We start from the raw sequence: 24563 nt of genomic DNA, 5'->3' as shown, positions 1-24563 counted from the left end.
CAGCGTCGCCGCGCGGCTGATAGCGCATTTTGGGGCAAAGCGGCGGCGCGCCTCGCACGAAAAATGCATTAGATTCATATAATTACGGCAAAGTCCTGCAAATGCCATGAGCGGCGTCAGCGAGAATTGGCGTCGGTTCGGTATCCTGGCAGGTTTAAACGGTTGTTGGTAACGGTGCAATGAACCGCCCCGAAAAGCCGCTATTTCCCGCCAGTTTGACGTGCCGGCTCGTGATCGCACCGCTTCAGGTGCGGCTCCCGGCCAGCCCTCAGGGCTTGGGCGACGGGACGGCCGAAATTATGACGAAAGCCTGCGCCAGGGGCCAATCGTCCGTGATCGACAGATCGATCTGGGCATCAAGCCCCGGCGGTATCAGAGCCTGCAGTCGGACCAGTGCACCGCCGGTGAGCTTCATGGAGGGTTTACCACCCGGCAGGTTGACGACGCCCATATCCCGCCACCAGACGCCCTGACGGATGCCGGTGCCCAGCGCCTTGGACATGGCCTCCTTGGCGGCGAAACGCTTGGCATAGGTCGCTACGACCATCCTCTCGCTCTTCGCGCGGCGCTGCGCCCGCGCCCGCTCAGCCTCGGTGAAGATGCGATCGAGAAAGCGGTCGCCATGGCGTTCGATCACCTTGGCAACGCGCGTAATGTCGATCAGATCGGAACCGATGCCGATGATCATGACGCGCTCTTGGACTGCATCCGCCCGCGATCCATCGCGGCGCGCATCAGACGCACCGTATCGGACAGACCGATGAACAGCGCCTCGCCGATCATATAGTAGCCGATGTTCAGCTCCATGATTTCGGGCAGCGCCGAGATCGTCTCGGCGGTGGCATAGTCGAGGCCATGGCCGGCATGCACTTCCAGGCCTGCGGATTTCGCCAGCCTGGCGCCGGCGGCAATGCGCTGCCATTCATGGGCGGCCTTCGCGGTGTCGCCATCGGTGATCGCATCGCACCAGGCGCCCGTGTGGAGTTCGATCACGGGGGCCTTCAGTTTGGCGGCCATTTCGATCTGCTTGGGATCGGCTGCAATGAACAGCGACACCCGCACGCCTGCCTCAGTGAAGCGCGCGATCGACGGCTCCAGTGATTCACGCTGGCCGACCACGTCGAGGCCGCCTTCGGTGGTCAGCTCCTCACGCCGCTCCGGCACCAGACAGACAGCATGAGGCTTCACCGCCAGCGCAATCCGCACCATGTCCGGTGTCGCTGCCATTTCGAAATTCAGCGGTTTGGAGATCTCCGCTTTCAGTCGTTCCATATCGGCGTCGCGGATGTGGCGACGATCCTCACGCAAATGCGCCGTGATGCCGTCGGCACCTGCCGAAATGGCTTCCAGCGCAGCGCGGACAGGATCCGGGTGCTTGCCGCCCCGCGCGTTGCGCAAGGTCGCGACGTGGTCGATGTTGACGCCGAGGCGTAGCGAGGATGAGGACATGACGGAATTCCAGAAAACCTTAGGGGAAGACGCTACCCATTGACCCGTTCGACCTTGGCGACAACGGCCTTGGCGCGCAACTGATTGATGATCGCGCTGAGATGTTTGAGGTCGTAGACACCAAGATCGATGGTCTGTTCGGTGAAGTCGGGCGAGCGGCGATGCATGCTGATATTGTCGATATTGCCGTCATGGTCAGCGATGACCTGAGCGATCTGCGCCAGACTGCCGGGCTCGTTGACGTTCTGCAAAAAGAGTCTGGCCGGGAAACGCTGCGGCGAGGATTCATCGATATCCCAGCGCACATCGACCCAACGCTCCGGCTCTTCCTCGAAATCCTTCAGTGCCGGTGACTGGATCGGATAGATCGTGATGCCCTCGCCCGGCGTGACGATGCCGACGATGCGATCGCCGGGCACGGCGCCACCGTTCGGAGCGAATTTCACCGGCAGGTCGGAATTGACACCGCCGATCGAGATGATCGAGGTGAAGCGTGCCGCGCCATCGGGCGTTCTGACCTTGTCCGCCGTGGACTTCTTGTTGTTGGCCGAGAAACGGCCGATGCGCTCTTCCTTGTAGTCGGGATACATCGCACGCGCGACGTCGGCGGCGCGCAATTCGCCGCGGCCGACCGAGGCCATCACATCGTCGATAGACGTGCGCGCCAGACGCGGCAGCGCGCCCTTCAGCTGGTCGTCCGAATATTCCATCTTGGCGCGCACGAACAGGCGCTCGACGATACGGCGGCCAAGGCTGGCATATTGATCACGCACCGCCGTTCGCGTCGCGCGGCGGATGGCGGCGCGCGCCTTGCCGGTGACTGCAAGGCCCTCCCAGGCGGATGGCGGTGCCTGCTGTGCAGCCGACGTCAGGACTTCGACTTCGTCGCCATTCTGCAATTCGGACGACAGCGGCGCGAATTTGCCGTTGATCTTGCAACCCACCGCACTGTTGCCGACGTCGGTATGCACGGCATAGGCGAAGTCGACCACATTGGCATTGCGCGGCAGCGCGATCAGCTTGCCCTTCGGGGTGAAGCAGAACACCTGATCGTGGAACAGTTCGAGCTTGGTATGCTCCAGGAATTCTTCCGGATTGGTGCTTTCCGAGAGAATGCCGATGGTATGGCGCAGCCACGAAAACGCGTTGGATTCGCGCTTGAGCATTTCGGTCGGCGAGCCGATGCCGTCCTTGTAGAACGCATGCGCGGCGATGCCGTATTCGGCGATGCTGTTCATCTCCTCGGTGCGGATCTGCAGTTCGACGCGCTGGTTGCCGGGGCCGATCACCGTGGTGTGGATCGAGCGATAGTCGTTCTGTTTCGGCGTCGAGATGTAGTCCTTGAAGCGGCCAGGCACGACGGGCCAGGTCGTGTGCACCACACCGAGTGCGCGGTAGCACGCCTCCATGTCCTTCAGCACGACGCGGAAACCGTAGATGTCCGACAGTTGCTCGAAGCCCACCGACTTGCGCTTCATCTTGGTCCAGATCGAAAACGGCTTCTTGCGTCGGCCGGTGACCCGCGCCGTGATGCCGTTCTTCTCCAGCTTCGTGGAGAGATGACTCTCGATCATGTCGATGAGGTTGCGATTGCGTTCGGTCAGTGAGTCCAGGCGCTGCATCACCACCAGATAGGCGTCGGGATCGAGCACCTTGAACGACAGTTCCTCAAGCTCCTCGCGCATCGCCTGCATACCCATGCGGCCGGCGAGCGGCGCATAGATGTCGAGGGTCTCCTCGGCGATGCGGCGGCGCGAGGCTGGCGGCATGAACTCCATCGTCCGCATATTGTGCAGACGGTCGGCGAGCTTGATCAGCAGGACCCGGACGTCGTCGGCGATCGCCAGCAGCAGCTTGCGCAGGTTCTCGGCCTGTTTGGCTTCGCGCGATACCAGTTCGAGCCGCTTCAGTTTGGTCAGCCCCTCGACCAACGCGCCGATTTCGGCGCCGAACAGCTTGTCGATTTCGGTCCGGGTGGCCTCGGTGTCCTCGATCGTGTCATGCAGTAGCGCCGCCACGATGGTGGCGTCGTCGAGCTTAAGGTCGGTGAGGATCGCCGCCACTTCCAGCGGGTGGGAGAAATACGGGTCGCCTGATGCCCGCGTCTGCTCGCCATGGGCGACCATGGCATAGACATAGGCGCGGTTGAGCAGATCCTCGTCAGTGTTCGGATTATAGGCCCGGACGCGGTCCACCAGATCGTATTGCCGCATCATCCGGACACGGGACGTCCGCGGCACCTTGGCCGGAATTGGCGTCTCTGCGGACGGTTCAGGCGAAACTGGCGAGACCGCGGCGACCGTGTCGTTCGCAGCCTGCATCTGCCGTTTATTACGGCGCGAAGTCGCCATCCTAGCCTCGTTCGATCCGGTCAGCAGCAACCTGGATTCTTCATCTCAAGTTTGCCCCGAAACGGACTGCAAAAGCAAAGGCCCGGACGCATGTCCGGGCCTTTGTGATGACTGATAATCAAAACGGTTAAGCAAAAAACCGTGTGTATCGCTTTACTCGTCTTCTTCGGGCTGCTCTTCCGGCGGAGCGAGGCCTTCGAGACCCTTGAGGAGCTCTTCTTCGGTCATGCGCTCAACGGCCACTTCGGTATCGTCGGCATCGACGCTGGCGCCGGCGGAACCGATCAGCGGAATCGTATCCGGTTCTGGCTCGTCGACTTCCACAAACTTCTGCAGCGAATGGACCAGTTCCTCACGGAGATCTTCCGGAGAAATGGTCTGATCAGCGATTTCGCGCAGCGAAACAACGGGATTCTTGTCGTTGTCGCGATCAATCGTAAGTTGTGAACCGGACGAGATCATTCGTGCCCGGTGTGCTGCCAGCAACACCAGGTCGAACCGGTTGTCGACCTTATCGATGCAATCTTCGACGGTTACGCGCGCCATAAAATGTCGCTCCGTTTGTTGTGGGACCGAATATGATGATTAAGTCCCGTACGTATAGGGGCTTTGCGGCATTCGCAAGGACCAATTTGGAATTGCGTCCTTCTTGGCTTGGTTTTCTGCCGCACTATGGTACCCTCAAAAAGACCGCAGAAGCGGTGGCACCATCTGGCCAGAAGCGGATATCTCGACACCAAAAGGCTTCATTGCAAGGGAAGATGGATCGGCATATTCGGGCAGTTCCAGACCAGCTGATTGCGTGGCGTCAATAAAGCCGATCCGACGAAGAGCGGACGACAAATGTGATTCAAATGCGCAACGACGAAGTCGCGCCAAAAACGCTAACAACAACAAACCACATGAGAAAACTTGATGTCCCTCACATCTAACAAGATCGCACTCTTCATCGACGGCGCCAACCTGTACGCCACCGCCAAGACCCTCGGCTTCGACATCGACTACAAGCGCCTCCTCAAGGAATTTCAGAGCCGCGGAACCCTCGTCCGGGCCTTCTATTACACCGCCATTATCGAGGATCAGGAATACTCGTCGATTCGCCCGCTGATCGACTGGCTCGATTACAACGGGTATACGGTGGTAACCAAGGCCACCAAGGAATTCATCGATGCGTCCGGCCGACGTAAGGTGAAGGGCAATATGGACATCGAGCTCGCCGTCGATGCCATGGAACTGGCCGAACATGTCGACCAGATCGTGCTGTTCTCGGGCGATGGCGACTTCCGCTCCCTGGTCGAAGCCGTGCAGCGTCGCGGCGTCCGCGTCACCGTGGTGTCCACCATCTCGAGCCAGCCACCAATGATCGCCGACGAGTTGCGCCGGCAGGCAGACGTGTTTACCGATCTCATGGAGCTGCAGAGCAAGCTCGGCCGCGATCCGGCAGAGCGCCCTGCTCCGCGCGAACCGCGTCACCAGACGCCGCAATTCCTGCAGCGCGCGACCACCATGGCGCCACGAGGCGATGAAGATTTCGAAGACTAAGACGCAACTCAGCAGACAACAGCCGGCGGTGGTCGCCTCCGCGATTTCCGCCGGTACTCCCACCGACCCCGGGCGCGATTGTCCTCTTTGCCCACGTCTCGTCGACTACCGTATGGCGGTGCGCGAGAAGGATCCAAGCGGCTACAACGGCCCCGTGCCGTCGTTCGGCACCTCGGACGCAGCACTGCTGATCGTGGGCCTCGCTCCCGGCGTGCAGGGCGCCAATCGTACCGGGCGCCCCTTTACCGGCGACTATGCTGGCGATCTGCTCTACGAGACTTTGCTGGATTTCGGCTTTGCCTCCGGCACCTATGAAGCACGCCCTGATGACGGGCTCATGCTGCAGGATTGCCGGATCACCAATGCCGTGCGCTGCGTGCCACCACAGAACAAGCCACTGCCCGTCGAGATCACCACCTGCCGGCCGTTTCTGATTGCCACGATGGACACCATGCCGCGATTGCGCGCCATCGTGCTGCTGGGCCGCGTCGCCCACGACACGATGCTGAGGACGCTCGGCATTCGGGCCGTGACAGCGCCCTTTGCGCACGGCGCCGTCCACGACGTCGGCCGCTTCAAGCTCTACGACAGCTACCACTGCTCGCGCTACAACACGAACACGCGCGTGCTGACGCCAGAGATGTTCCGGGCGGTGTTTGCGAAGGTGAAGGCGGATTTAGCGTAGGCCTAAACCGGGTTCGCCTTCAGCCACTCCAGTACATCGCCCGCATTCCGGTCCGGTGGAAACACCGGATAGAACACATGGGTGATCTTGCCGTCATCGATGATCATGGCCATGCGCTTGATCAACATGAGATCGGCAACCTCCATGGTCGGCAGGCTGAGTGCGTCGCTCAGCTCAAGTTGCTTGTCGGACAACACCGGAAACGGCAGATGCAGCCGCCCGGCCATTTCGGTCTGATATTCGTTGCTCTGCGTCGACAGGCCAAACACATGCTTGGCGCCAGCGGCCTTCAGCTCCGCGAACAGATCCCGGAACGAACAGGTTTGCGGCGTGCAGCCACGCGCGCCGGGGATCATGTCCCAGTCATCGACCAGACCGATTTTACCGGGCTCGCCGGTGCGCGGATAGCCAAACACCACGGTGCGGCCGGCGAGTTCGGAGAGCGTCACCGCGGTATCATTGGTAGCGCGCAGGCTGACCGGCGGGATCGTCATGCCGGCCAGATGATTGGCGGCACCGTCGTCTTCCGGTGCCGGAATCTTGCTCCAGTCGACTTCGAGCAGGTTGCCTTGCGTCATCTCATCCTCTTGTTTGAAAGAATGGGCGACGCCCAGCCTTATCCCCGCGCGCGCAACAGACGGCCCTTCTCGCGGCCCCAGTCACGGTCCTTCTCGCTCGCACGCTTGTCGTGGAGCTGCTTGCCCTTGGCCAGCGCGAGCTGCAGCTTAACCCGGCCGCGTTCGTTGAAGTACATCTTCAACGGCACAAGGGTCATGCCCTGGCGTTCTACCGCACCCATCAGTTTGTTGATCTGCTTGCGATGCAGCAGCAGCTTGCGCGGCCGCTTCGGCTCGTGGTTGAAGCGGTTGGCCTGCAGATATTCAGGGATGTTGCAGTTGATCAGCCAGATCTCACCGTCCTTCGGATCGGCGTAGGATTCCGCAATGGTGCTCTTGCCGTTACGGATCGACTTCACCTCGGTCCCGGTCAAGGCGATGCCCGCCTCGACCGTATCCTCGACGGCATAGTTGAACCGCGCCTTACGGTTCTCGGCGATCACCTTGATCGGGCGTTCGTTCTTTTCGGCCATCGTTCAATACTTTCAGCGTGCTGACCGAATATAGGTGCCGCGAATGCCCGACCCAAGCCTTGGGCTCAGGCCTTCTTGAACTCAAGAAGGCTTAAGCCTTCTTGAGGAGGTCGCGGATCTCGGTCAGCAGTTCTTCTTCACGGGTCGGCTTCGGCGGTTCAACCGGCTTGGCGGCATCGTTGCGCTTAAGCTGGTTCATGAAGCGGATCACCAAAAACAGGACAAAGGCGACAATGATAAAGTTCAGCGTCAGGGTCAGGAAGCTGCCCCAGGCCAGCACGGCGCCCTGCTTCTTGGCGTCGGCCAGATTGGTTGCCGTAACCGATTTCGAGAGACCCGTGAAGTAATTCGAGAAATCGAGACCGCCGGTGATCGCTCCGATGATCGGCATGATGACGTCAGCCACCATCGACGAGACAATCGCACCGAACGCGGCGCCGATAATCACGCCGACGGCAAGATCGACCACATTGCCCTTCATCGCGAAATCGCGAAATTCCTTCAGCATCTGCAATTCCTTTTTGTTTTCAACGAACGACGCGTACGCACTTACAAATAAGGAGAGATGACGCAGCCAAAGTCACTCAACATCTGATTGATGCAGATGCCTAGTTGATGAGGCCCGCGAAGACCATGGCGTCGCGGATCACCTTGCCGGTCGGCGGCGTCACCGTCATCAGCGGCAGACGTACCTCTTCCTTGATACGGCCCAGCAAAGCGAGGCCGTGCTTGGCGCCGGCGAGGCCCGGCTCCTTGAAGATCGTGTCATGCAGCGGCGTGAGGCGATCCTGGATCTTCAGCGCCCCGGCATAGTCGCCCTTGAGCACCAGCGACATCAGATCGGCACACAGCTTCGGCGCAACATTCGCCGTCACCGAAATGCAACCATGGCCGCCAGCCGCCATATAGGCCAGCGCAGTCATGTCTTCGCCGGACATCTGGATGAAATCCGGTCCCATCGCGTGACGCTGCTTGGACACGCGCGCGAGATCGGCAGTGGCATCCTTCACGCCGGCGATGTTCTTCAGCTCATACAGGCGCGCCATGGTGTCCACGGACATATCGACCACCGACCGTGGCGGAATATTGTAGATGATGATCGGAATGCCGATCGCGTCGTTCACCGCCTTGAAGTGTTGATACATGCCCTCTTGCGTGGGCTTGTTGTAGTACGGCGTCACCACCAGCACCGCATCCGCGCCGGCCTTCTCGGCGTGCTTTGCCAGTGCCACCGCTTCCTTGGTGGAGTTGGACCCGGCGCCAGCGATCACCGGCACGCGGCCCTTGGCTTCGTCGATGCACCATTCGACGACCTTGTAGTGCTCTTCGTGGCTCAGCGTCGGGCTCTCGCCCGTGGTGCCGACCGGAACGAGACCGTTGCTGCCCTCGGCGATCTGCCAGCTGACGAGCGCACGGAAGGCCGCCTCGTCCAGCCCGCCATCTTTGAACGGCGTGACCAGCGCGGTGTAAGACCCCCGGAAATTCGTCTTGGTGGCTGCCATGGTCTGCTCCGAACGCGATGCGGCTTTAGCCGTCTGCTTGAACCGATTGATTGAACAGCAAGTCTTATCGAGTCTGCGGCTGCGGCGAAAGACCGCCCGAAGCGGTTTCAGCGCGGTTTACCGGCTGTTTGGCCGTGATTTCGCCGCCGTGGCCGGGCAGAGAGGAGCAAGCGGTTACAGAAATTGACGATTTGGTCACCGTTTCAATCAAATACATCATGGGAATGCGTGCGATTGTCTGATTCGCCGCGAGGGAACGCCGTGAAGCACCTGCTCCTCTCCACGACTGCGCGGCGGACGGCCTTGGGCTCCGGTCTGGCGCTGGCGGTCGGGGTATCGGTGCTGGCCGTCGAGGCCTGGGCGGCCACCAAGGTTCCATTGCCGAAGGCGCGCCCCATTGCACGCAGCGCCGCACAGGCCCCCACGGCCGTAGCCGCGCCGGCGAAGCCGCTCGCGCCAGATGCCGCGAGCCCGGCTCCCGTAATCCAGCCCGCCACACGCCAGCATGCGGCGATTCCCCCTGCTGCCAAGAAGCCGGTCGCCCGCGCCGCCGTCGCGGCAACAACATCCACGCCACAGGCGGATGCCGAAACGCTCGAAAACGTCATCGAGCTGATCCGCAAGCGCAAGGGTTCGGAAGCCGCACAGGTCGTGCAAACGATTGGCGATCCAGTGGCGCGCAAGCTCGGCGAATGGATCTATCTGCGCAGCGATGACAACGGCGCTTCGGTCGAGCGCTACCGCGCTTTCGTCGCCGCCAATCCGAGCTGGCCGTCGCAGACTTTCCTGCGACGCCGCATCGAAGCGGCGCTGTGGGACGACAAGCGCGACGACTCCGCGATCCAATCTTATTTCGAGAGCGAGAAGCCGATTTCCGCCAAGGGCAAGTTCGCGCTCGCCAAGTCGCTGCTGGCGCGCGGCGACCGTGCCGGCGCGGAGCGGCTGATCCGTGATGCGTGGCGCAGCGATCCGATATCGGGCGATACCGAAAGCATGGCCATCGACATGTTCGGTGCGCTGATTACGCCCGGCGATCACAAGGCCCGCATGGACATGCTGCTCTATGGCAGCGATTCAGATGCCGCCCTACGCTCTGCCAAGCGCCTCGGCGGCGCGCAGATGGCGCTGGCCCGGGCGCGCATCGGCGTCACCAAGAAGGCATCGAACGCCAACGCATTGCTCGCTGCAGTGCCGTCCGAGCTGCATAGCGATCCCGGCTATATCTTCAGCCGCATTCAGCAGCTGCGCCGCGAAGAGAAATTTGGCGAAGCAGCGCGGCTGATGATCGCAGCGCCACACGAACCGCAGCGCCTGCACAATCTCGACGAATGGTGGATCGAGCGACGTCTCACGGCGCGCAAGTTACTCGACGTCGGCGAACATCGCTCGGCCTATCTCGTGGCGCGCGATGCTGCCCTGCCCGCGCGCGATATCTACAAGACCGAGCAGGAATTCACCGCCGGCTGGATCGCGCTACGCTTCCTGAAAGATCCCGCAACTGCCGCTCAGCACTTCGCACGTATCGGCGTCGGCAGCGTCAATCCGACAGCTCTCGCCCGCGCCGGTTACTGGCAGGGCCGCGCTGCGGAAGCCGCGGGCCGCAGCCAGGAAGCGCGGGCCGCCTATACGCGCGCGGCGGAGCAATCCACCAGCTATTACGGCCAGCTCGCGCGCGCGAAGCTTGGCCTGCAGCAGCTCGACATCAGCGGTGCATTGACCGCCCGCGCACGCGGGCTCGATCGACTGGAAATCGTCCGCGCGGTGCAACTGCTCTACGCCATCGACGAGCGCGAAGTCGCTATTCCGATCTTCGGCGATGTCGGCGAGAACGGCGATCCGGAAGCTGTGCTCGGCCTTGCCGAACTGGCGCAACAGAACAAGGATGCCCGCGGCACATTGCTGGTCGGCAAGGCGGCGCTCAATCGCGGCCTGCCGTTCGATCACTACGCCTATCCGACAACGGGTATTCCGAGCTATCGCCCGATCGGGCCCGAAGTCGAATCCGCTGTCGTCTATGCGATCGCGCGGCAGGAAAGCGCCTTCAATCCGGCCGTCGTGTCGCCAGCCCAGGCCTATGGTCTGATGCAGGTGACGCCGAGCGCGGCGCAATACGTCACCAAGCGACACGGCGGCACCTATGACCTCGCGCGCCTCAAGGGCGATTCGGTCTACAATGCTACGCTGGGCGCCGCCGAACTCGGTGGCCTGCTCGAAGACTATCGCGGCTCCTACATCATGACCTTCGCCGGTTACAACGCTGGCCGCGGCAGCGTCCGCAAGTGGATTGAACGCTACGGCGATCCGCGTGACCCCAAGGTCGATCCGGTCGACTGGGTCGAGTCGATTCCGTTCTCGGAAACGCGCAACTACGTCCAGCGCATCATGGAGAACCTGCAGGTCTATCGCGCCCGCTTCGGCGGTGGCTCACGGCTGCAGATCGAGGCCGACCTGCATCGCGGCGCCAGCAGCAGCGTCGAATAGCGCACGACAACAGCACGAACTCACCACCGTCATTGCAAAGACACTTGCGAGTAGGCAATCCAGCCTTTGCTTCGGGCCGCTTGGATCGCTTTGTCGTTCGCTAAGAGGAAAGTTGGCTTCGCAGCCTTCTTCGACCTCGCAATGACATGGAGAGGTCGCAGCGTCGCGGTCAACGTCATCCACGCAAGCAAAAACCCCCGGCAGTTTCCTGCCGGGGGTCTTTGTTTCAGATAGCGATTGCCGTGAGGCAGTCGATATTAGAACGAGCGCAGGATCTGCACCGAACCGTTGTAGAGGTTCTGGTTGCTCGTGTTCAGGAGCGTACCAGCTGGCTTGCCGGACATGCTGTTCACGGTGTAGGTGCCGTTCAGGTTCTGCTCGAGGCGGCTGTAGGTGAATTCAGCCGACAGGGTCAGGTTCTTGACGGGGGTCCAGGCGGTACGGGTACCGATCTGGGCGACAGCGAAGTCGAAGTTGCCCGTGCCGGCGAAGGTGCCAGCACGAGAGGCTGCAGCCGACGAGCTGCTGGTGCCCGGGCCACCGGTGGTCAGGCCCTGGAATGCGGCGAGCATCAGAGCATTGCCGTCACCATACGAGATGCTGCTGTAGCTGCCGAACAGCGACGTGCGCCATGCCGGGTTCCAGTAGTGCTCGTAGAAGCCAGCGACCGACCAGGCTTCGCTCTGGATGATCTGGCCGTTGGTGGTGTACACGCCGTCCAGAACATAGCCGAAGCCGATGGTGTTGCCGTCGACCTTCGCGAAACGACCGCCGCCCGAGGTGTCGGTGGTGCCGCCAGCGATCGCGTACTTCGCTGCGCCCTTGGCGTAGGTTGCTTCGAGCTTCAGAGTGTCGCCAGCGCCGGTGGGTAGGTTCTTGAATTCAACCGCACCGTTGACTGCGAAACCGTACTTGTCGTCAGCGTGACCGGTAGCTTCGTTCGCGCCGTAGAAGCCCGGAGTTGCAGCGTGCATCGCAGCGCCGAAGTGCAGCGTGCCCCAAGCCTGGTCGAGGCGGATGTTGCCGACAACGTCAGGAATGTGGTTGCCGCCGTAGGCGTTGCCCAGGAAGGTGTTCGAGTTGGTGCCGTAGAACGCACCCGTGAACGTGCTCGCGCCCGGTCCGGTGATGAAGGTGTTGGTGTTCCAGAGACCTGCGTTGCGGTAGGCCGAAGCGTTTTCGAGCGAGATCGTCGCCGACACGCCGTTACCGAACGAAGCGGTGTAGGCGATCTGCGGGATACCGGTCGTGTTGTTCGAACCAGCCATGAAGCCCGACGAGATGTAAGGCTTGTTGAGGGCCCACTGCGGATCGAACTGCGAGACAGCCTTACCGAAGGTGAAGCCGGCGAACTGGATGAAGGCGTAGTCGACTTCGGTGAAGCCGCCAGCGATCGATTCACGGTTCTGCGAGAAGTCGAACTGGATGTTCGCGTAGGTACGAAGGACACCGTATTCGGTGGCAGTGCGGGTATCGGTGGTCAGGTTGATACGCTCGCGGGTGATGAAATAATCCTTGGTCCAAAGATTATTGCCACCAGCGCCACCCTGCCAGAACGGGGTGTCGTAAGCTGCGGCGTTGAACGAGGTGTCCAAACGGATCGCGCCGCCGATCTTGATGCAGGTATCGGTGCCCGGGATGTAGTAGAAACCCGCGCCATAGAGGGAGCAGATCTTCACGTATTCGACCGCTTTGGCCTTGACGGGAAGATCGGCTGCCTGAGCTCCGCCAACGGCGAGCAGAGCTGCCGTCGAGCCGAGAATAAGGCCCTTAATCGTCTTCATGTAAACCTCCAAGTTGCTTTAGGGAAGGTTCTGCAACGGGGTGGAGGCCACCCTGAAGACAAGTCCCCTTAATCCCTGACAACCCGCAAACGCTCCGAATCACAAAACCCGTCGCACAAAGCGTGCCGACGAGGTTCAGGACGAACCACCTTACGGGACGACCTCGGGATGCCCCCCTCCGTCGCACCGAGACCATCTCCTAAGGTTTCTCGCTTCGCAACAATGGAACGCCTCAAAGCGGCCTCCATTCGGCCGTTTCCCGGGCTGTGTTGCTTAAATCACACGGGCTCGTGAACGCGCATTCTTGGCAAGCAATTGTTTCAACATCAGAATTTCTAGGGTCGCATTTCAGGGCACAGACGCGCCCCGTAACGAGCAAAAACACATTCATGCTCGCATTCGACGTATCTGGCCGACTCTCCGATCCATCGGCCGAATCGTCTCGCTTCAACTGCGGAACGGCGGATGGCCATCGATAAACGGTTCCGGGGCCGTTTCCCGGCGGCAAATATCCACCACGAGCGGACGCGGCATCTGAAGACTATAAAGTCACATCCACATCTGACGTGTCCGATTTCTGCGAACATGCGCCGAAGACTGCGAACTGGCGCTTGCGGCTCGCGACGGTGTCGGGCATATGCAGCAATGATGGAGCTGTGGCCGAGTGGCTGAAGGCACCGCTTTGCTAAAGCGGCATACCTCTCAAGGGTATCGAGGGTTCGAATCCCTCCGGCTCCGCCACCATCTCATGTAAGCTATTGAAAAATTTAGCGATTTTGTTTGTTGAGGTAGCCTGCGCACGTTTCAACGTACACTCCCTCTGACTTGCTGGAATATTGTGATCCGACCTGGAGTGCTGGCTATTGCGTGCTCCAATTCAACCGCTTCTTGACCGATTGCGCGACACGGCGGTCCGGGTTGGGCGTTTGTGGATACCAGGCAAACAAGTCGAGCAAACTTTAGCGCGCTACGGGAAGCTCCTGTTTTGCATCAACCATTCCGATGAACACCCCTATTCCCTCGTGGGCTCCGCGACAGCGGTGCGATTGAACGGGGAGTGCCTGTTGTTTTGCTGTCACCACCAGATCAAAGACTATCCGCCGGACGACGTCGTTATATCGACAGACAAAACTGGAACGATATTGGTCTCTAGCTCGGCCATCGTTTGGCGAGAATCGACCCCTGGCGATGTCGACGAGGAATATCACGATCTGCGAGCGATGAAATTCGAGCCAACTAATTACGTTGGCGCAAACATGGGGCCAGAGTTTTTCGATCTACAGAAGAACGACTGCTGGAATGGCGACAAGGAGTCGACGTTTTTCCTCTTTGGGTATCCCACCAGCCTCCGCAACGTTGATTATGAAATCCCCCACATCAATGTTCAACAGATCGTCACCAGTGCGTCTTACGTTGAGCCCAGCAACGCTAGGGGCCTGCATCGCCTAAGAATGAGCCGACTTAGTGGGTTTTCGTCGGACGGGCTAAGCGGAGCTCCAGTCTTTCATTTGTCAGAAGACGCCAAGGGCTTCTTTGCGGGGTTTGCAGGTATCGTGACGCGCGGGAGCGAGTCATCTGAAATCATCCATTTCTTGGATGCACGACAACTGACCCCTTTCTTTCAAAAATAGACCGGCCGGCGCAATTCACAGCCCTCTAGGTATGAACCTTCCCGCCTCCCCTGCGACAAACTGTCAAGCTGGGCAATTTCGGAGGGTTCCATGACCGTTCTCGATTGGCTTTCAACACCGCGAGCACCAGTAACCCGGCGCAGGGCTGAATTTAACTCCGGCATCGTGGTGTTCGGTGGAATCGGCCTGCTGCTCTCTATCGCAGCAATGTTGTTCGGCTGGTTCGGTCTGCCTGGCGCCGTCGACTTCTGATAAAAGAACCCGCCGATGAGAAGCTGACAGGCCTCCCCACATCGGTGGCACCGAGCTATTCCCCAAGGTTGCACCCTGTGCTTCACTGACGTGAAACGGGGGTGAGCGTGAGCAAGAAAGCCATACTATTTGTCGGCGTCGCCCTCGCATGCGCCTTCATGCTTGGTCGGATCGACGCGACGTCTGTCAAAGAACTCCTGCTTCTGCTTGAGAAGGGGTCAAACCTCGTAAAGGGGCCAGCGCATTTCAATGTACCCACGATTTTGCTGCTGACATTCATCGCTGCTCTCCTCCTCGCGAGAGCAGACCTCATGAATGAGAGACGCTGGCAGATCGTAGATGCGTGTTGGATCTTCGGCGGCATCGTTACTCTGGTTCTTATTGTGTTTGCGTTCCGGCTCGACTCTTCGATTGCCGCCCTGAGAGATGGCTATAGATTTCTTAATGCAACACGCATGGAAATTGGCCATGCCTCAAATGACTTCCACCAAAAATGGTGCATGCAATTTTCGAAGGAGCGGAAACCTGCGATCCCTCCGGATAAGTTAAAGACTGTTTGCGAAAGCGCCGAAGTTTCGCGTGGCGAAAGCTTTCGCTTTGCCTTTCCCGTCCATTTTATAAGTTTCGATAGGCAGTTGCCCAAGTACTCATCTGTTGGTGGCAACCATTGGTCATCCTCCAACAAAGATGAGATGCTGTTCGGCGCCGAGTGGTTTGCCATCGAGCGCAAGAAAACCCAATTCAATGCCTGGGTCGATGACACTCAAGCGGAATTTCCCAACGCTCAGATAGCGGCCGTCCTACAAATATTTAGAATATATTGGGCTTACTTATTTGCGATCGTGGCAGCGTTCCGTTTTGCAAGGCCAATGGTACAAATTTTCCGCATCGATCGTCGCAAAGATTTGGTAGTGACTGATTCAGCGAATCTAATCGTTCCAATGCCAGCAAATGAGTCAAGTAGAGAGATTGCTATGGACCGGCAGTCAGCATGAACCTTACGAGACCGAAAGTCACCACATGCTAGGTAGGTCACGCGCAAATAGGTGATGCCCGGGACAAGCCCGGGCACCGCCATTTCTACGCTACAGTCTGATATGTCTTGAAGATCAGCGACGACAGCTATCGACCTCATCGCGGACGTTGGCACCCTTAGCTCACTGACTAAAAGCAGACTCACAAGATAAAGACGATGACCGAAGTGCTGGACGAGGGACCGTTCTTTCACGGTACAATCGCGGATTTGCGCGCTGACGCCCGAAGCACTACAGGTGTGGAGAGAACGTCTGACCGCACTGCGCTCGGACGAACGAGGTGAAATCATCAACTGATGCGTGGCGACACGCATCTTGTGCGCGCGGGCTGCTTGGCTTTCCGCCGCAAACGACCGGGACGACGCTCGCGGTCGCCGCCGAGTCGTCACGTGCTGGATGACGGATCTACCAGGTCTGGTTCCGCGAATTGTCTCCAACGCCATAGCCGTAGCCGGGATAGGACTGCGATACCCCGCCGGGCGCCCCAACATAGCTGCCATAGGCATCACGCGGAAATGTGCGCCTCACCTGCCGGTTCTTGCGTGCCGCACTGATATCGGTGGATGTGACAGCAGCGGGCGCGCCGATCCATTGCGGATATACGGACGCCGATGCAGCAACTGCAGGCTGGGCTGCGCCAACGGCAATAACCACCAGACTCGCAAAGCCGCTGGCGCGGATGATCGATGGGAGCGTGAGTTTCTTCGTCGACATGGCATTGTCCTTTTTGTTGCGCGGCCTTTCGGCCTCGTTGCAAGCGACGAGACAGACATTGGGGCGCACATGCCCGTTACAACCGTGATGCTCGTAACAAGGCCGTGACGTGGCTACGGTACATTTGGACGTATGCGAGGGAGTGCGCGATATGAAATGGGCTGCCGTGATTGCCGTCGGGATGACGATCTCATCTGCCGCATCGGGGCAGACCCTCAAGCTGATGGATCTCAAGGAGGTCGATCCGGCGCTGCTCAAGGATATTTACGGAGCCTGGGAGCTCCAGGACACCAAGGGCAGGAAACGCTGCCGCGTCGTTTTGAAGAGCGAAAGCACCATCGGCGGCTCACAGATCGACGTGGCCAAGGACTGCGCCAGGACTTTCCCCGTCATGGACGAAATCACGGCGTGGCGGCTCTATGAGGGATGGACGATCGGCTTTGCCGACGCGACCCGCAAACTGCGCATCCGCTTCTCGACGCCGGACAACCGCTATGTGGCGGAGCCGGAGACCGACGGCATCTTCACCATCGTCAAGAAGTAGCGCCTCATCGCGCTGCCCCGGCGGGCATCGCACCTGCCGAACCACCGCGAAAACGCGCAGTCGGATTAGTGGATAGTCGACAGCCAGGCGCGGGCATCACGCTGCGCGGCAGCGATCTCGACATCCGACATCATCTCGGCCACTTCGCGGCGCATCGGAATGGCATCGACCCGGCCCTTGAGGGCAGCGAGGTTGAACCACTTGTGCGCGGCGACGAGGTCAACGATCCCCGAGCGGCCAGACGCCCAATACAGACCGCGCTCGAACAGCACGTCCTGAATGGCGGTTTCTGCGATCGGCATCGCAGCTTCAAAATCGATCTGCCCCTGAAACATCGGTCATTCCTTTTTTTGCTTTTGCCGCCCCCAACCGAGCGCGGCTCCCGTCCGTTATTTGATGCAATCCCAACCGCCGTTTGCCGGCTTGTTGGGATCAATATGACCGATCAAATTTGAAGAGCAGTTTAAGTATCGGGATGAACGAAATCTGAAGAGCCGAAGCCTGAATCGGCCCGTACGCGGTCAGAAACCCAGTATTTATGCGGGTTTTCTGCATTTTCGCGGAATTCGGTTTACCCTGCTGTTTGGGGATGCCGTAACCATCTCGGCAGCGTCGGCGACCAGAGGTAAGCGTCGGCGACCAGGGATATTAAAAAGGGCCTGCTCCGCGCATGCGACGACGCCAATGCACAGCGAGCAGATCAAAAGCTATTCGGGATCGGGACATTCAAAGCGCCGGGGATGAACCGCACCGGCAAAAACGAGGGCGTCGGCAACACGTCAGGATCATATCTCATGTGGCCGGAGCCACCGATGAAACTGCGGACCAATGATCCGCACCGAATAAAGAACGCCAATCACGGAATGACCGGCTTCTTTGCCGGACCGGTTCGCGGGAAGAGCAAGCTCTGCCCCGGAGTGACGGTCCAGCCGTTTGACCTGATGTCTCGCCGACACCCTCTTTCGTCGACCAGAGCTGCGATCAATATCCGCTTCGAGAAGCAAATTGTCGTCGAGGCTCTCGTGACGTCGCCGGCGTTGCCACCGGCGTCGATCGTGGCAGAAGAAGTTACTTCTTCTTGGCGACCTTCTTGGTCTTCTTCGCGGTCTTCTTCACAGCGCTCTTCGCTGCCTTCTTGACGGTCTTCTTGACTGCCTTCTTCGTAGCTTTCTTGGCCATGTTGCCCTCCATAAAGAGATGACTTGATCGCTGCGTGCACTCGGGAATCGAAATGCACTTCATCCCGAATACACCAACGATTTCAAAAGAACAGTCTCCCGCTTAAGGAAGTGTTGATGAGCGCAACGCGCCACTTCCCCCACGGGCCCAGTCACAACTTGAAATCCGGCACGCGAGGCGACGCGAGAAACGCCCGGAAACGCTACGTCCACAAATGTCAAGATTGCAAAAAGTGCTTATTTTTTCCGTACGCCCGCAATTCGTACTATCAAACAACTACACAAACTTCTGCCGCCCCCAGACCTGAGTCGGGGCACTGAAAACAGGTGCCGCGGACTCTGAGTCGGTATTTTTGGCAATGAAAATATTTTTTCAGAAAACGCGTTCGCGACTTATCGGTGCTGGCCACAACCGCACTTTCTGTCGACCGACACCACGCCGATTCGCGATCTGATTCCGCGCGCGCGACCGTTTATCACGCAGGTTACGACGCGCCAGCAAGGTCCGCCCAAACGAAAGCGGCGCCGCTCAAGGCGGCGCCGTCGTCATCGAATGGCGATCGTCAGATGCCGAGCTTGCTCTTCAGGAGGTCGTTGACGACCTGCGGATTGGCTTTGCCGCCGGAGGACTTCATCACCTGGCCGACGAACCAGCCCATCAGAGCCGGCTTGGCCTGCGCCTGCGCGACCTTGTCGGGATTGGCTGCAATGATGTCGTCGACCACCTTCTCGATGGCGCCGGTGTCCGTCACCTGCTTCATGCCACGTTCTTCGACCAGCGCGCGCGGGTCGCCGCCTTCCGTCCAGACGATCTCGAACAGGTCCTTGGCGATCTTGCCGGAGATCACGCCTGCCCCGATCAGGTCAATGATGGCGGCCATCTGCGCCGCCGACACCGGTGACGACGAGATGCCCTGGCCTTCCTTGTTGAGGCGCCCAAACAGTTCATTGATCACCCAGTTGGCGGCGAGCTTGCCGTCGCGCGCCTTGTCGGCAAGCCCGGCGAGCGTCGTCTCGAAGAACTCGGCACTCTCGCGCTCGACCACCAGCACGGCGGCGTCATAAGCCGACAGGCCGAACGCGCTAATGAACCGCGCCTTCTTCTCGTCCGGCAGTTCCGGCAGCTCGGCTCGCAGCGCGGCGACATAGTCCTCGCTGAATTCCAGCGGCAGCAGGTCGGGATCCGGGAAGTAGCGGTAGTCATGCGCCTCTTCCTTGGAGCGCATCGACCGTGTCTCGCCCTTGTTCGGGTCGTAGAGCCGCGTCTCCTGCTCGATGCTGCCGCCATCCTCCAGGATGCCGATCTGGCGGCGCGCCTCGTAGTCGATGGCCTGCCCGATGAAGCGGATCGAATTGACGTTCTTGATCTCGCAGCGGGTCCCCAGGGGATCGCCGGGCTTGCGGACCGAGACGTTGCAGTCGGCGCGCAGGTTGCCCTTTTCCATGTCGCCGTCGCAGGTGCCGAGATAGCGCAGGATGGTGCGCAGCTTCGACACATAGGCCTGGGCCTGTTCGCTTGAACGCATGTCAGGCTTGGAGACGATCTCCATCAGCGCGACGCCCGAGCGGTTGAGATCGACCGAGGTGCTCGACGGGTTGCGATCGTGCACCAGCTTGCCGGCATCCTGTTCGAGATGCAGGCGCTCGATGCCGATGGTGGCGGTCTCGCCGCCATCCAACTCGATGGTCACCTCGCCCTCACCGACGATCGGCGACTTGTACTGGCTGATCTGGTAGCCCTGCGGCAGGTCCGGATAGAAGTAATTCTTGCGGTCGAAGGTCGAGCGCCGGTTGATCTGCGCCTTCAGGCCGAGGCCGGTGCGCACCGCCTGCTTCACGCATTCCTCGTTGATGACCGGCAGCATGCCCGGCATCGCCGCATCGACGAGGGACACATGGCTGTTCGGCGAACCACCGAACTCCGTGGACGAGCCGGAGAACAGCTTGGCGTGGGAATTGACCTGGGCGTGGATTTCCAGACCGATGACCATTTCCCAGTCGCCGGTGGCGCCCTTGATGAGCTTCGAAGGTTTGACAGGTGCGTTCATGGAGCGGTTTCTACCGCGACACGAGGCGCGGGAAAACCCCTCCCCGCGCGTTCCCGCAGCATTGCTACGGCCCGACCGGGCCGGTCTTCGAGCGTCAGCGGCCCACGGCGATGACGTGATCCCTGATCGCCGCTGGCTTCGGCAGCAGCTTGCTGCCCACGAGCCAGTCATTCAGGCTCTCCAGCGCCACCAGTTCCTTCTCGCCGACCGGGACGGGTTCGTCGTTCCGGTAATTCGCCACCCGGGTGGCGACTGCCGGGCTGAGCTTCAGCTCCTGCACCCACAGGCGCGCGGCTTCATCGCGATTCTGCTGCGCCCACCGCGCCGACTCCCGCAGGTCCTCCAGGACATCCTTGAGAATGTCCGGATTCTCAGCCGCGAACGGCGTCCGCACCACATAGACGACGGCATTCTGCGAACCGAAATCGCTCGCCTGCGCAATCACGCGGGCATCCCCGTCGACCAGCGCGGTGGGAAAGAAGATGCTCCAGGCTGACCATGCGTCCACATGGCCATTGGCAAAGGCGGCAGCGGAATCCACCGGGCTGAGGAAAGCGCGCTTGACCCCCGAGGACGGCACACCCGCCTTTTCCAGGGCCTTGGTCAGTTGATAATCGCCGGTGCCGCCACGATTGACTGCCACCGAGCGGCCGGCGAGATCTGCGACGGTCTTGATGTCCGAGCCGTTCCTGACCACGATGCCCGAGGAATCCCCGGCATCCCACTGATAGGCGAACAGCGAAATCGGCGCGGTGCCGACCAGCGACGAGATTGCCGCGCTTGAACTTCCGATCGTGATGTCGATCGCGTTGGCATTCAAGGCTTCCGCCGCCGGCGCATAGGCGATAAACGGCCCGACCCAGGCGATCTTGACGTTCCTGGCCGCCAGACGCTTCTCCAGCGTGCCGCGCAGACGGCTGATCGACAGCGGTTCAGGTCCGCGCAGGAAGCCGAGCCGGACTGTCACCGGCGTCGCCGGAGATGCGGCCACGCTCGCTGACGTGGAGGCAAGCCCGATGAGAAACGCGGCGGCAGCCGCCCGCAGGAAAGTGGAGCGCAACATCGTCATCCTCGTGCAGCATTGAAGAAGGGACCGATCGCGTGTTCGGCCTGGCGCCGTTCGCCGCGATCGAAAGGCAGCAGCGGCAGCAGCAGGTCCGCCACCCGGTAGGTTTCCTCGAGCAGAGGCTGGCCAGAGACGATGAAGGTGTCGAAACCGACATCGCGATATTCCAGGATGCGCGCCGCGACCGTTTCCGGATCTCCGACGATGGCGGTGCCTGGCCCGTTCCGCACCAGTCCGAAGCCGGCCCAGATATCCGGATAGATCTCCAGCTCCTGCGCGCGTTTGGGCTTCCGCGTGCCGACGATCTCCCGCATCCGGCGCTGACCGACGGAATCGGACGCTACGTTACGTGCCTGAGCGCCCTCCACCGCAGTGTCGTCCATGCGGTCGAGCAGCCACTGCGCGGCGTCCCATGCTTCCTGCTTTGTCTCGCGGACGATCAGATTGATCCGGATTCCAAATTTTACGTTGCGGCCAAGCGCCTTCGCACGCTCGCGCACCGTCTTGATCTTTTCCGCAGCCTGCGGCGGCGGCTCGCCCCATGTCAGATAGGTGTCAGCATGGCGCGCCGCGACGGACAGCGCGGGCTCCGACGAGCCGCCGAAGAACAGCGGCGGATAAGGTTTCTGCACTGCCGGTAGCTTGAGCTGGGCGTTGCGCAGGTTCAGGTACTTGCCCTGGAAATCGACCACCTCGCCCGCCATCAGCCGGCGATACAGGCCCCAATATTCGTCGGTGAGCGCGTAGCGTTCGTCATGCGCGAGCTCGATGCCATAAGGCGGCATCTGGTGCTGCTCGCCGGTGACCATGTTGAGGATCAGTCGGCCGTCGGAAAACTGGTCGAAGGTCGCCGCCTTCTGTGCCAGCATCAGCGGCGCGACAATGCCCGGATGCACGGCAATGATGAACTTCATGCGCTTGGTGAGCGGAATCAGCGACGCGCCCAGTACCCAGGCATCATGCTCACCGCCACCGGTCGCCAGCAGCGCGCCCGTATAGCCGAGATGATCGACCGCGCGTGCGATCTGCGCGAGATAGTCATGATCGACCGGGCGACGGCCCTTAGCGTTCCAGGGATACGGGCCATCTTGCGGGATCAGGTACCAATAGATCTCCATCGTAACCTCTCAGCCTTATTTGAGCAGCTCATGCGCGAGCGCGAGTGGCTCCGGATTGATCCAGCTGGCCACGTCGAAATCCCTGACGATGAAGCCGTGGCGCAGCAGGAAATCCTTCTGGTTTGCCAGGCCCCCTTTCCTCACATCCGAGAGATCGAGCCCGAAACTCCGCGCCGCAGCCGATCCATAGGCCGCGCGCGCCTCGTCGGCGGAGCGCCCAACCTCCTTGCCGATGATGTCGAACACCTCGGCCGGATGCCCCTTTGCCCAGTGCGACGCCCGCAGCAGCACAGCGAGATAGCGTGCCACCAGATCCGGGCGCTCGAGCGCGGTGCGCCGATCGACCGTCACCGGTCGCGGATTGCCGTTGTTGACGCGCAGCAACGGATCGTCCTGCTCCGCGAGATTGACCAGTGGCCGCAGACCGTGCGCTCTCACCGTTCCGAGCCCCGGCGCGCCCTTCACATAGATTGCATCGACCTCGCCGCGCACGAGCGCATTTGCCTCAAGCTCGTGGAAGCGGCCATTGGCGACGCCGGCCGCCACGGCGAATGTCGGCTGACTACTGGTGATATCGACAAGCTCGCTGTCCCCGAGGTGCAGCCCGGCAATCCCGAGACCGGTCTCGATGCCCCGTAGCGACATGGCGCGCGCGAAATCGACGCGTTGGCCGTCTTGCCGCGGCAGACCGATCTTTCTGCCGCGAAGGTCGGCCAGAGAATGAATGTCCGAATCCGCGCGAACGACGATGGCCTGGTATTCATCAATCCATGTCAGCGCCACGGTTACCGTGTCGCGTCCTTCGGACCGCGCCCAGATCGCGGGAATGTTGCCGCCTTCGCGAAACAGACCTGGCAGTGAATGATCGAAATGCGAAATGTTGACGCGCGGATCTTCGGAATCGCGGATCGATCGAAGTACGATTCCGGATGTCGCGAATTCATCGCGCAGCAGCCCTAGATCAAGCGCGATGCCAGACGCCGTCGGCACAGGACAACGCGTGTACCAGAGCTCATTGACGGAGGATGATTTTTCAAACTCACGCGTTGCCAGACGTTCCGTCGTTACAGTCATCGGCATCTCCTGTAAGTAAATCGAGCGCGTTGCGAAACTTCGATAGACCATCATCGATGGATGAACGACCGAAAAAGAGCGCCGAAGTGTAGTTTGAAATGAACACGCTGCTATCAGGAGAGATGTAATGACATTTGTTCTTCGCATTGGCGTCCACGCCAACAATCCGTCTCTTCTTGTGCTCAGCCAGAACGGGTTGCTCGAAAAGCGCCTGTCGGAGCGAGGCGGAAGCGTTCAATGGGTGAAGATCGCGGCAGGCGCACGCACGGTCGAATATGTCGGCGCCAATCTGATCCAGATCGGCGGCACCGGCCTGACGCCGCCGATCGCAGCGCAAGCCAAAGGCGTACCGATCGTTACTTTCGCCGCATCAGAAGCGCGCGCAGTCGGCGGCATCTATGTTCGCAAGGACAGTCCGGTGAAAACGGTTGCCGATCTCGCCGGCAAGACGATCTCGCTCGGTGTCGGCTCGTGGCTGCAGGCCCTGCTAGCAACAGCGCTCGACCGTGCCGGCCTGACCTGGAACGATATTCTGCCGCTCGATCTTACCGAGCCGGAGTCACGTCAGGCATTGTTGGCTGGCGACATCGATGCGTGGGTTTCAGGCGGAGGACTTCGTGGCGGCGCGGATGAGATCCGGGCCATCGCCAACACCGGCGATCTCGTCACCAACCCGTCGGTGTTTTTCGCACGCCGCGATTTCGCCGACGATAATCCGAACATTATTGCGGCCACAGCGAGCGCCTTGCACGAAACGGATCGCTGGATTGCGCAGCATCCGGCAGATGCTGCAGCGATCCTCGCACGCGTCGCCGGGGGTCCGCTCGACGCCGCCGAATGGGAAAAGCACATCGCACAGCGCCCATGGGGCATCCATCAGGTCGACGACAGGTTCATCGCCGAGCAGCAGAAGGCAGCCGATCTTTTCTTCAGGTTTGGTCTGCTGCCACGCAAGGTCGATATTCGCGATGCAATCTATCGCCACCCGCTTGATCTCGATCGCGCTGCGTAACATCCACT

General features: G+C 60.5%; 23 protein-coding genes and 1 tRNA gene. 9 read left to right on the top strand and 15 right to left on the bottom strand.

Going from position 1 to position 24563, the window contains the following annotated elements; all coding sequences use genetic code 11:
* Positions 1-268: 268 nt before the first annotated feature.
* The 4 genes from acpS to rpoZ all read right to left on the bottom strand — a co-directional run bounded on the left by acpS (position 269) and on the right by rpoZ (position 4346).
* Positions 269-688: a holo-ACP synthase gene (gene acpS, locus AB8A38_RS02135; protein WP_439084788.1), complete on the bottom strand. Its 420-nt coding sequence runs from the start codon at positions 686-688 to the stop codon at positions 269-271.
* Entirely contained in the window at positions 685-1449 is a 765-nt protein-coding gene (locus tag AB8A38_RS02130) for a pyridoxine 5'-phosphate synthase (RefSeq protein ID WP_320444513.1), read from the bottom strand. The genes acpS and AB8A38_RS02130 overlap by 4 nt, the downstream gene beginning before the upstream one ends.
* A gap of 32 nt (positions 1450-1481) precedes the next feature.
* Positions 1482-3800 carry a RelA/SpoT family protein gene (locus AB8A38_RS02125; RefSeq protein WP_439084787.1) on the bottom strand — a complete coding sequence of 773 codons (2319 nt, stop codon included), beginning with the start codon at positions 3798-3800 and terminating at the stop codon, positions 1482-1484.
* Between the two features lie 153 nt (positions 3801-3953).
* Positions 3954-4346 (bottom strand): DNA-directed RNA polymerase subunit omega, encoded by a 393-nt coding sequence (gene rpoZ, locus AB8A38_RS02120; RefSeq protein ID WP_068732476.1) that lies wholly within the window; start codon positions 4344-4346, stop codon positions 3954-3956.
* 369 nt (positions 4347-4715) lie between these two features.
* Here rpoZ and AB8A38_RS02115 point away from each other — a divergent pair, with 369 nt between their 5' ends.
* Positions 4716-5342 (top strand): LabA-like NYN domain-containing protein, encoded by a 627-nt coding sequence (locus tag AB8A38_RS02115; RefSeq protein WP_068732474.1) that lies wholly within the window; start codon positions 4716-4718, stop codon positions 5340-5342.
* Positions 5323-6027 (top strand): uracil-DNA glycosylase, encoded by a 705-nt coding sequence (locus AB8A38_RS02110; RefSeq protein ID WP_439084786.1) that lies wholly within the window; start codon positions 5323-5325, stop codon positions 6025-6027. Before AB8A38_RS02115 ends, AB8A38_RS02110 begins: the two co-directional genes overlap by 20 nt.
* Before the next feature lie 2 nt (positions 6028-6029).
* Here the strand turns inward: AB8A38_RS02110 and AB8A38_RS02105 are convergent, their stop codons facing one another.
* The 4 genes from AB8A38_RS02105 to dapA all read right to left on the bottom strand — a co-directional run bounded on the left by AB8A38_RS02105 (position 6030) and on the right by dapA (position 8619).
* Positions 6030-6605 (bottom strand): peroxiredoxin, encoded by a 576-nt coding sequence (locus AB8A38_RS02105; RefSeq protein WP_439084785.1) that lies wholly within the window; start codon positions 6603-6605, stop codon positions 6030-6032.
* A gap of 38 nt (positions 6606-6643) precedes the next feature.
* Positions 6644-7117 (bottom strand): SsrA-binding protein SmpB, encoded by a 474-nt coding sequence (gene smpB / locus AB8A38_RS02100; protein ID WP_068732465.1) that lies wholly within the window; start codon positions 7115-7117, stop codon positions 6644-6646.
* A gap of 91 nt (positions 7118-7208) precedes the next feature.
* Positions 7209-7625 (bottom strand): large conductance mechanosensitive channel protein MscL, encoded by a 417-nt coding sequence (gene mscL, locus AB8A38_RS02095; RefSeq protein ID WP_089263809.1) that lies wholly within the window; start codon positions 7623-7625, stop codon positions 7209-7211.
* A gap of 100 nt (positions 7626-7725) precedes the next feature.
* Positions 7726-8619 carry a 4-hydroxy-tetrahydrodipicolinate synthase gene (gene dapA, locus AB8A38_RS02090; protein ID WP_439084784.1) on the bottom strand — a complete coding sequence of 298 codons (894 nt, stop codon included), beginning with the start codon at positions 8617-8619 and terminating at the stop codon, positions 7726-7728.
* A gap of 261 nt (positions 8620-8880) precedes the next feature.
* On the opposite strand from dapA, the gene AB8A38_RS02085 reads away from it, so the two are divergent.
* Positions 8881-11100 (top strand): lytic transglycosylase domain-containing protein, encoded by a 2220-nt coding sequence (locus AB8A38_RS02085; RefSeq protein ID WP_439084783.1) that lies wholly within the window; start codon positions 8881-8883, stop codon positions 11098-11100.
* A 257-nt stretch (positions 11101-11357) separates the two neighbouring features.
* On the opposite strand, the gene AB8A38_RS02080 is transcribed toward AB8A38_RS02085, so the two are convergent.
* Positions 11358-12884, bottom strand: coding sequence for a porin (locus AB8A38_RS02080; RefSeq protein ID WP_439084782.1), 1527 nt, complete (start codon positions 12882-12884; stop codon positions 11358-11360).
* 650 nt (positions 12885-13534) lie between these two features.
* Here AB8A38_RS02080 and AB8A38_RS02075 point away from each other — a divergent pair.
* The 4 genes from AB8A38_RS02075 to AB8A38_RS02060 all read left to right on the top strand — a co-directional run bounded on the left by AB8A38_RS02075 (position 13535) and on the right by AB8A38_RS02060 (position 15762).
* Positions 13535-13625 (top strand) — tRNA-Ser (locus AB8A38_RS02075).
* 122 nt (positions 13626-13747) lie between these two features.
* Positions 13748-14515, top strand: a complete 768-nt coding sequence (locus tag AB8A38_RS02070) for a hypothetical protein (protein ID WP_439084781.1) — start codon at positions 13748-13750, stop codon at positions 14513-14515.
* A 90-nt stretch (positions 14516-14605) separates the two neighbouring features.
* Positions 14606-14767, top strand: a complete 162-nt coding sequence (locus AB8A38_RS02065; protein WP_439084780.1) for a hypothetical protein — start codon at positions 14606-14608, stop codon at positions 14765-14767.
* A 107-nt stretch (positions 14768-14874) separates the two neighbouring features.
* The gene (locus AB8A38_RS02060; protein WP_439084779.1) at positions 14875-15762 is read left to right on the top strand and encodes a hypothetical protein; all 888 of its coding nucleotides are present in this window, start codon (positions 14875-14877) and stop codon (positions 15760-15762) included.
* A gap of 444 nt (positions 15763-16206) precedes the next feature.
* On the opposite strand, the gene AB8A38_RS02055 is transcribed toward AB8A38_RS02060, so the two are convergent.
* Positions 16207-16515, bottom strand: coding sequence for a hypothetical protein (locus AB8A38_RS02055; protein WP_439084778.1), 309 nt, complete (start codon positions 16513-16515; stop codon positions 16207-16209).
* Positions 16516-16666: 151 nt separating this feature from the next.
* Here AB8A38_RS02055 and AB8A38_RS02050 point away from each other — a divergent pair, with 151 nt between their 5' ends.
* Positions 16667-17059 (top strand): AprI/Inh family metalloprotease inhibitor, encoded by a 393-nt coding sequence (locus AB8A38_RS02050; RefSeq protein ID WP_439084777.1) that lies wholly within the window; start codon positions 16667-16669, stop codon positions 17057-17059.
* Positions 17060-17124: 65 nt separating this feature from the next.
* Here AB8A38_RS02050 and AB8A38_RS02045 read toward each other — a convergent pair whose 3' ends face one another.
* From AB8A38_RS02045 to AB8A38_RS02025, 5 genes are all read right to left on the bottom strand, one after another.
* Entirely contained in the window at positions 17125-17394 is a 270-nt protein-coding gene (locus tag AB8A38_RS02045; protein ID WP_439084776.1) for a hypothetical protein, read from the bottom strand.
* 1406 nt (positions 17395-18800) lie between these two features.
* Positions 18801-20285 (bottom strand): Asp-tRNA(Asn)/Glu-tRNA(Gln) amidotransferase subunit GatB, encoded by a 1485-nt coding sequence (gene gatB, locus AB8A38_RS02040; protein WP_439084775.1) that lies wholly within the window; start codon positions 20283-20285, stop codon positions 18801-18803.
* A gap of 94 nt (positions 20286-20379) precedes the next feature.
* On the bottom strand, positions 20380-21348 hold the full coding sequence (locus AB8A38_RS02035; protein WP_439084774.1) for an aliphatic sulfonate ABC transporter substrate-binding protein: 969 nt from the start codon (positions 21346-21348) through the stop codon (positions 20380-20382).
* A gap of 2 nt (positions 21349-21350) precedes the next feature.
* On the bottom strand, positions 21351-22469 hold the full coding sequence (locus AB8A38_RS02030; protein ID WP_439084773.1) for an LLM class flavin-dependent oxidoreductase: 1119 nt from the start codon (positions 22467-22469) through the stop codon (positions 21351-21353).
* A 15-nt stretch (positions 22470-22484) separates the two neighbouring features.
* Positions 22485-23543, bottom strand: a complete 1059-nt coding sequence (locus AB8A38_RS02025; RefSeq protein WP_439084772.1) for an ABC transporter substrate-binding protein — start codon at positions 23541-23543, stop codon at positions 22485-22487.
* Between the two features lie 127 nt (positions 23544-23670).
* On the opposite strand from AB8A38_RS02025, the gene AB8A38_RS02020 reads away from it, so the two are divergent.
* A complete protein-coding gene (locus AB8A38_RS02020) occupies positions 23671-24555 on the top strand; it encodes an aliphatic sulfonate ABC transporter substrate-binding protein (protein WP_439084771.1) in 885 nt (294 codons plus the stop codon).
* The last annotated feature ends 8 nt before the right edge of the window (positions 24556-24563 follow it).

Source organism: Tardiphaga sp. 839_C3_N1_4 (assembly GCF_051811045.1).
Taxonomy (GTDB): domain Bacteria; phylum Pseudomonadota; class Alphaproteobacteria; order Rhizobiales; family Xanthobacteraceae; genus Tardiphaga.
This window is presented reverse-complemented; position numbering and strand designations above follow the sequence as displayed.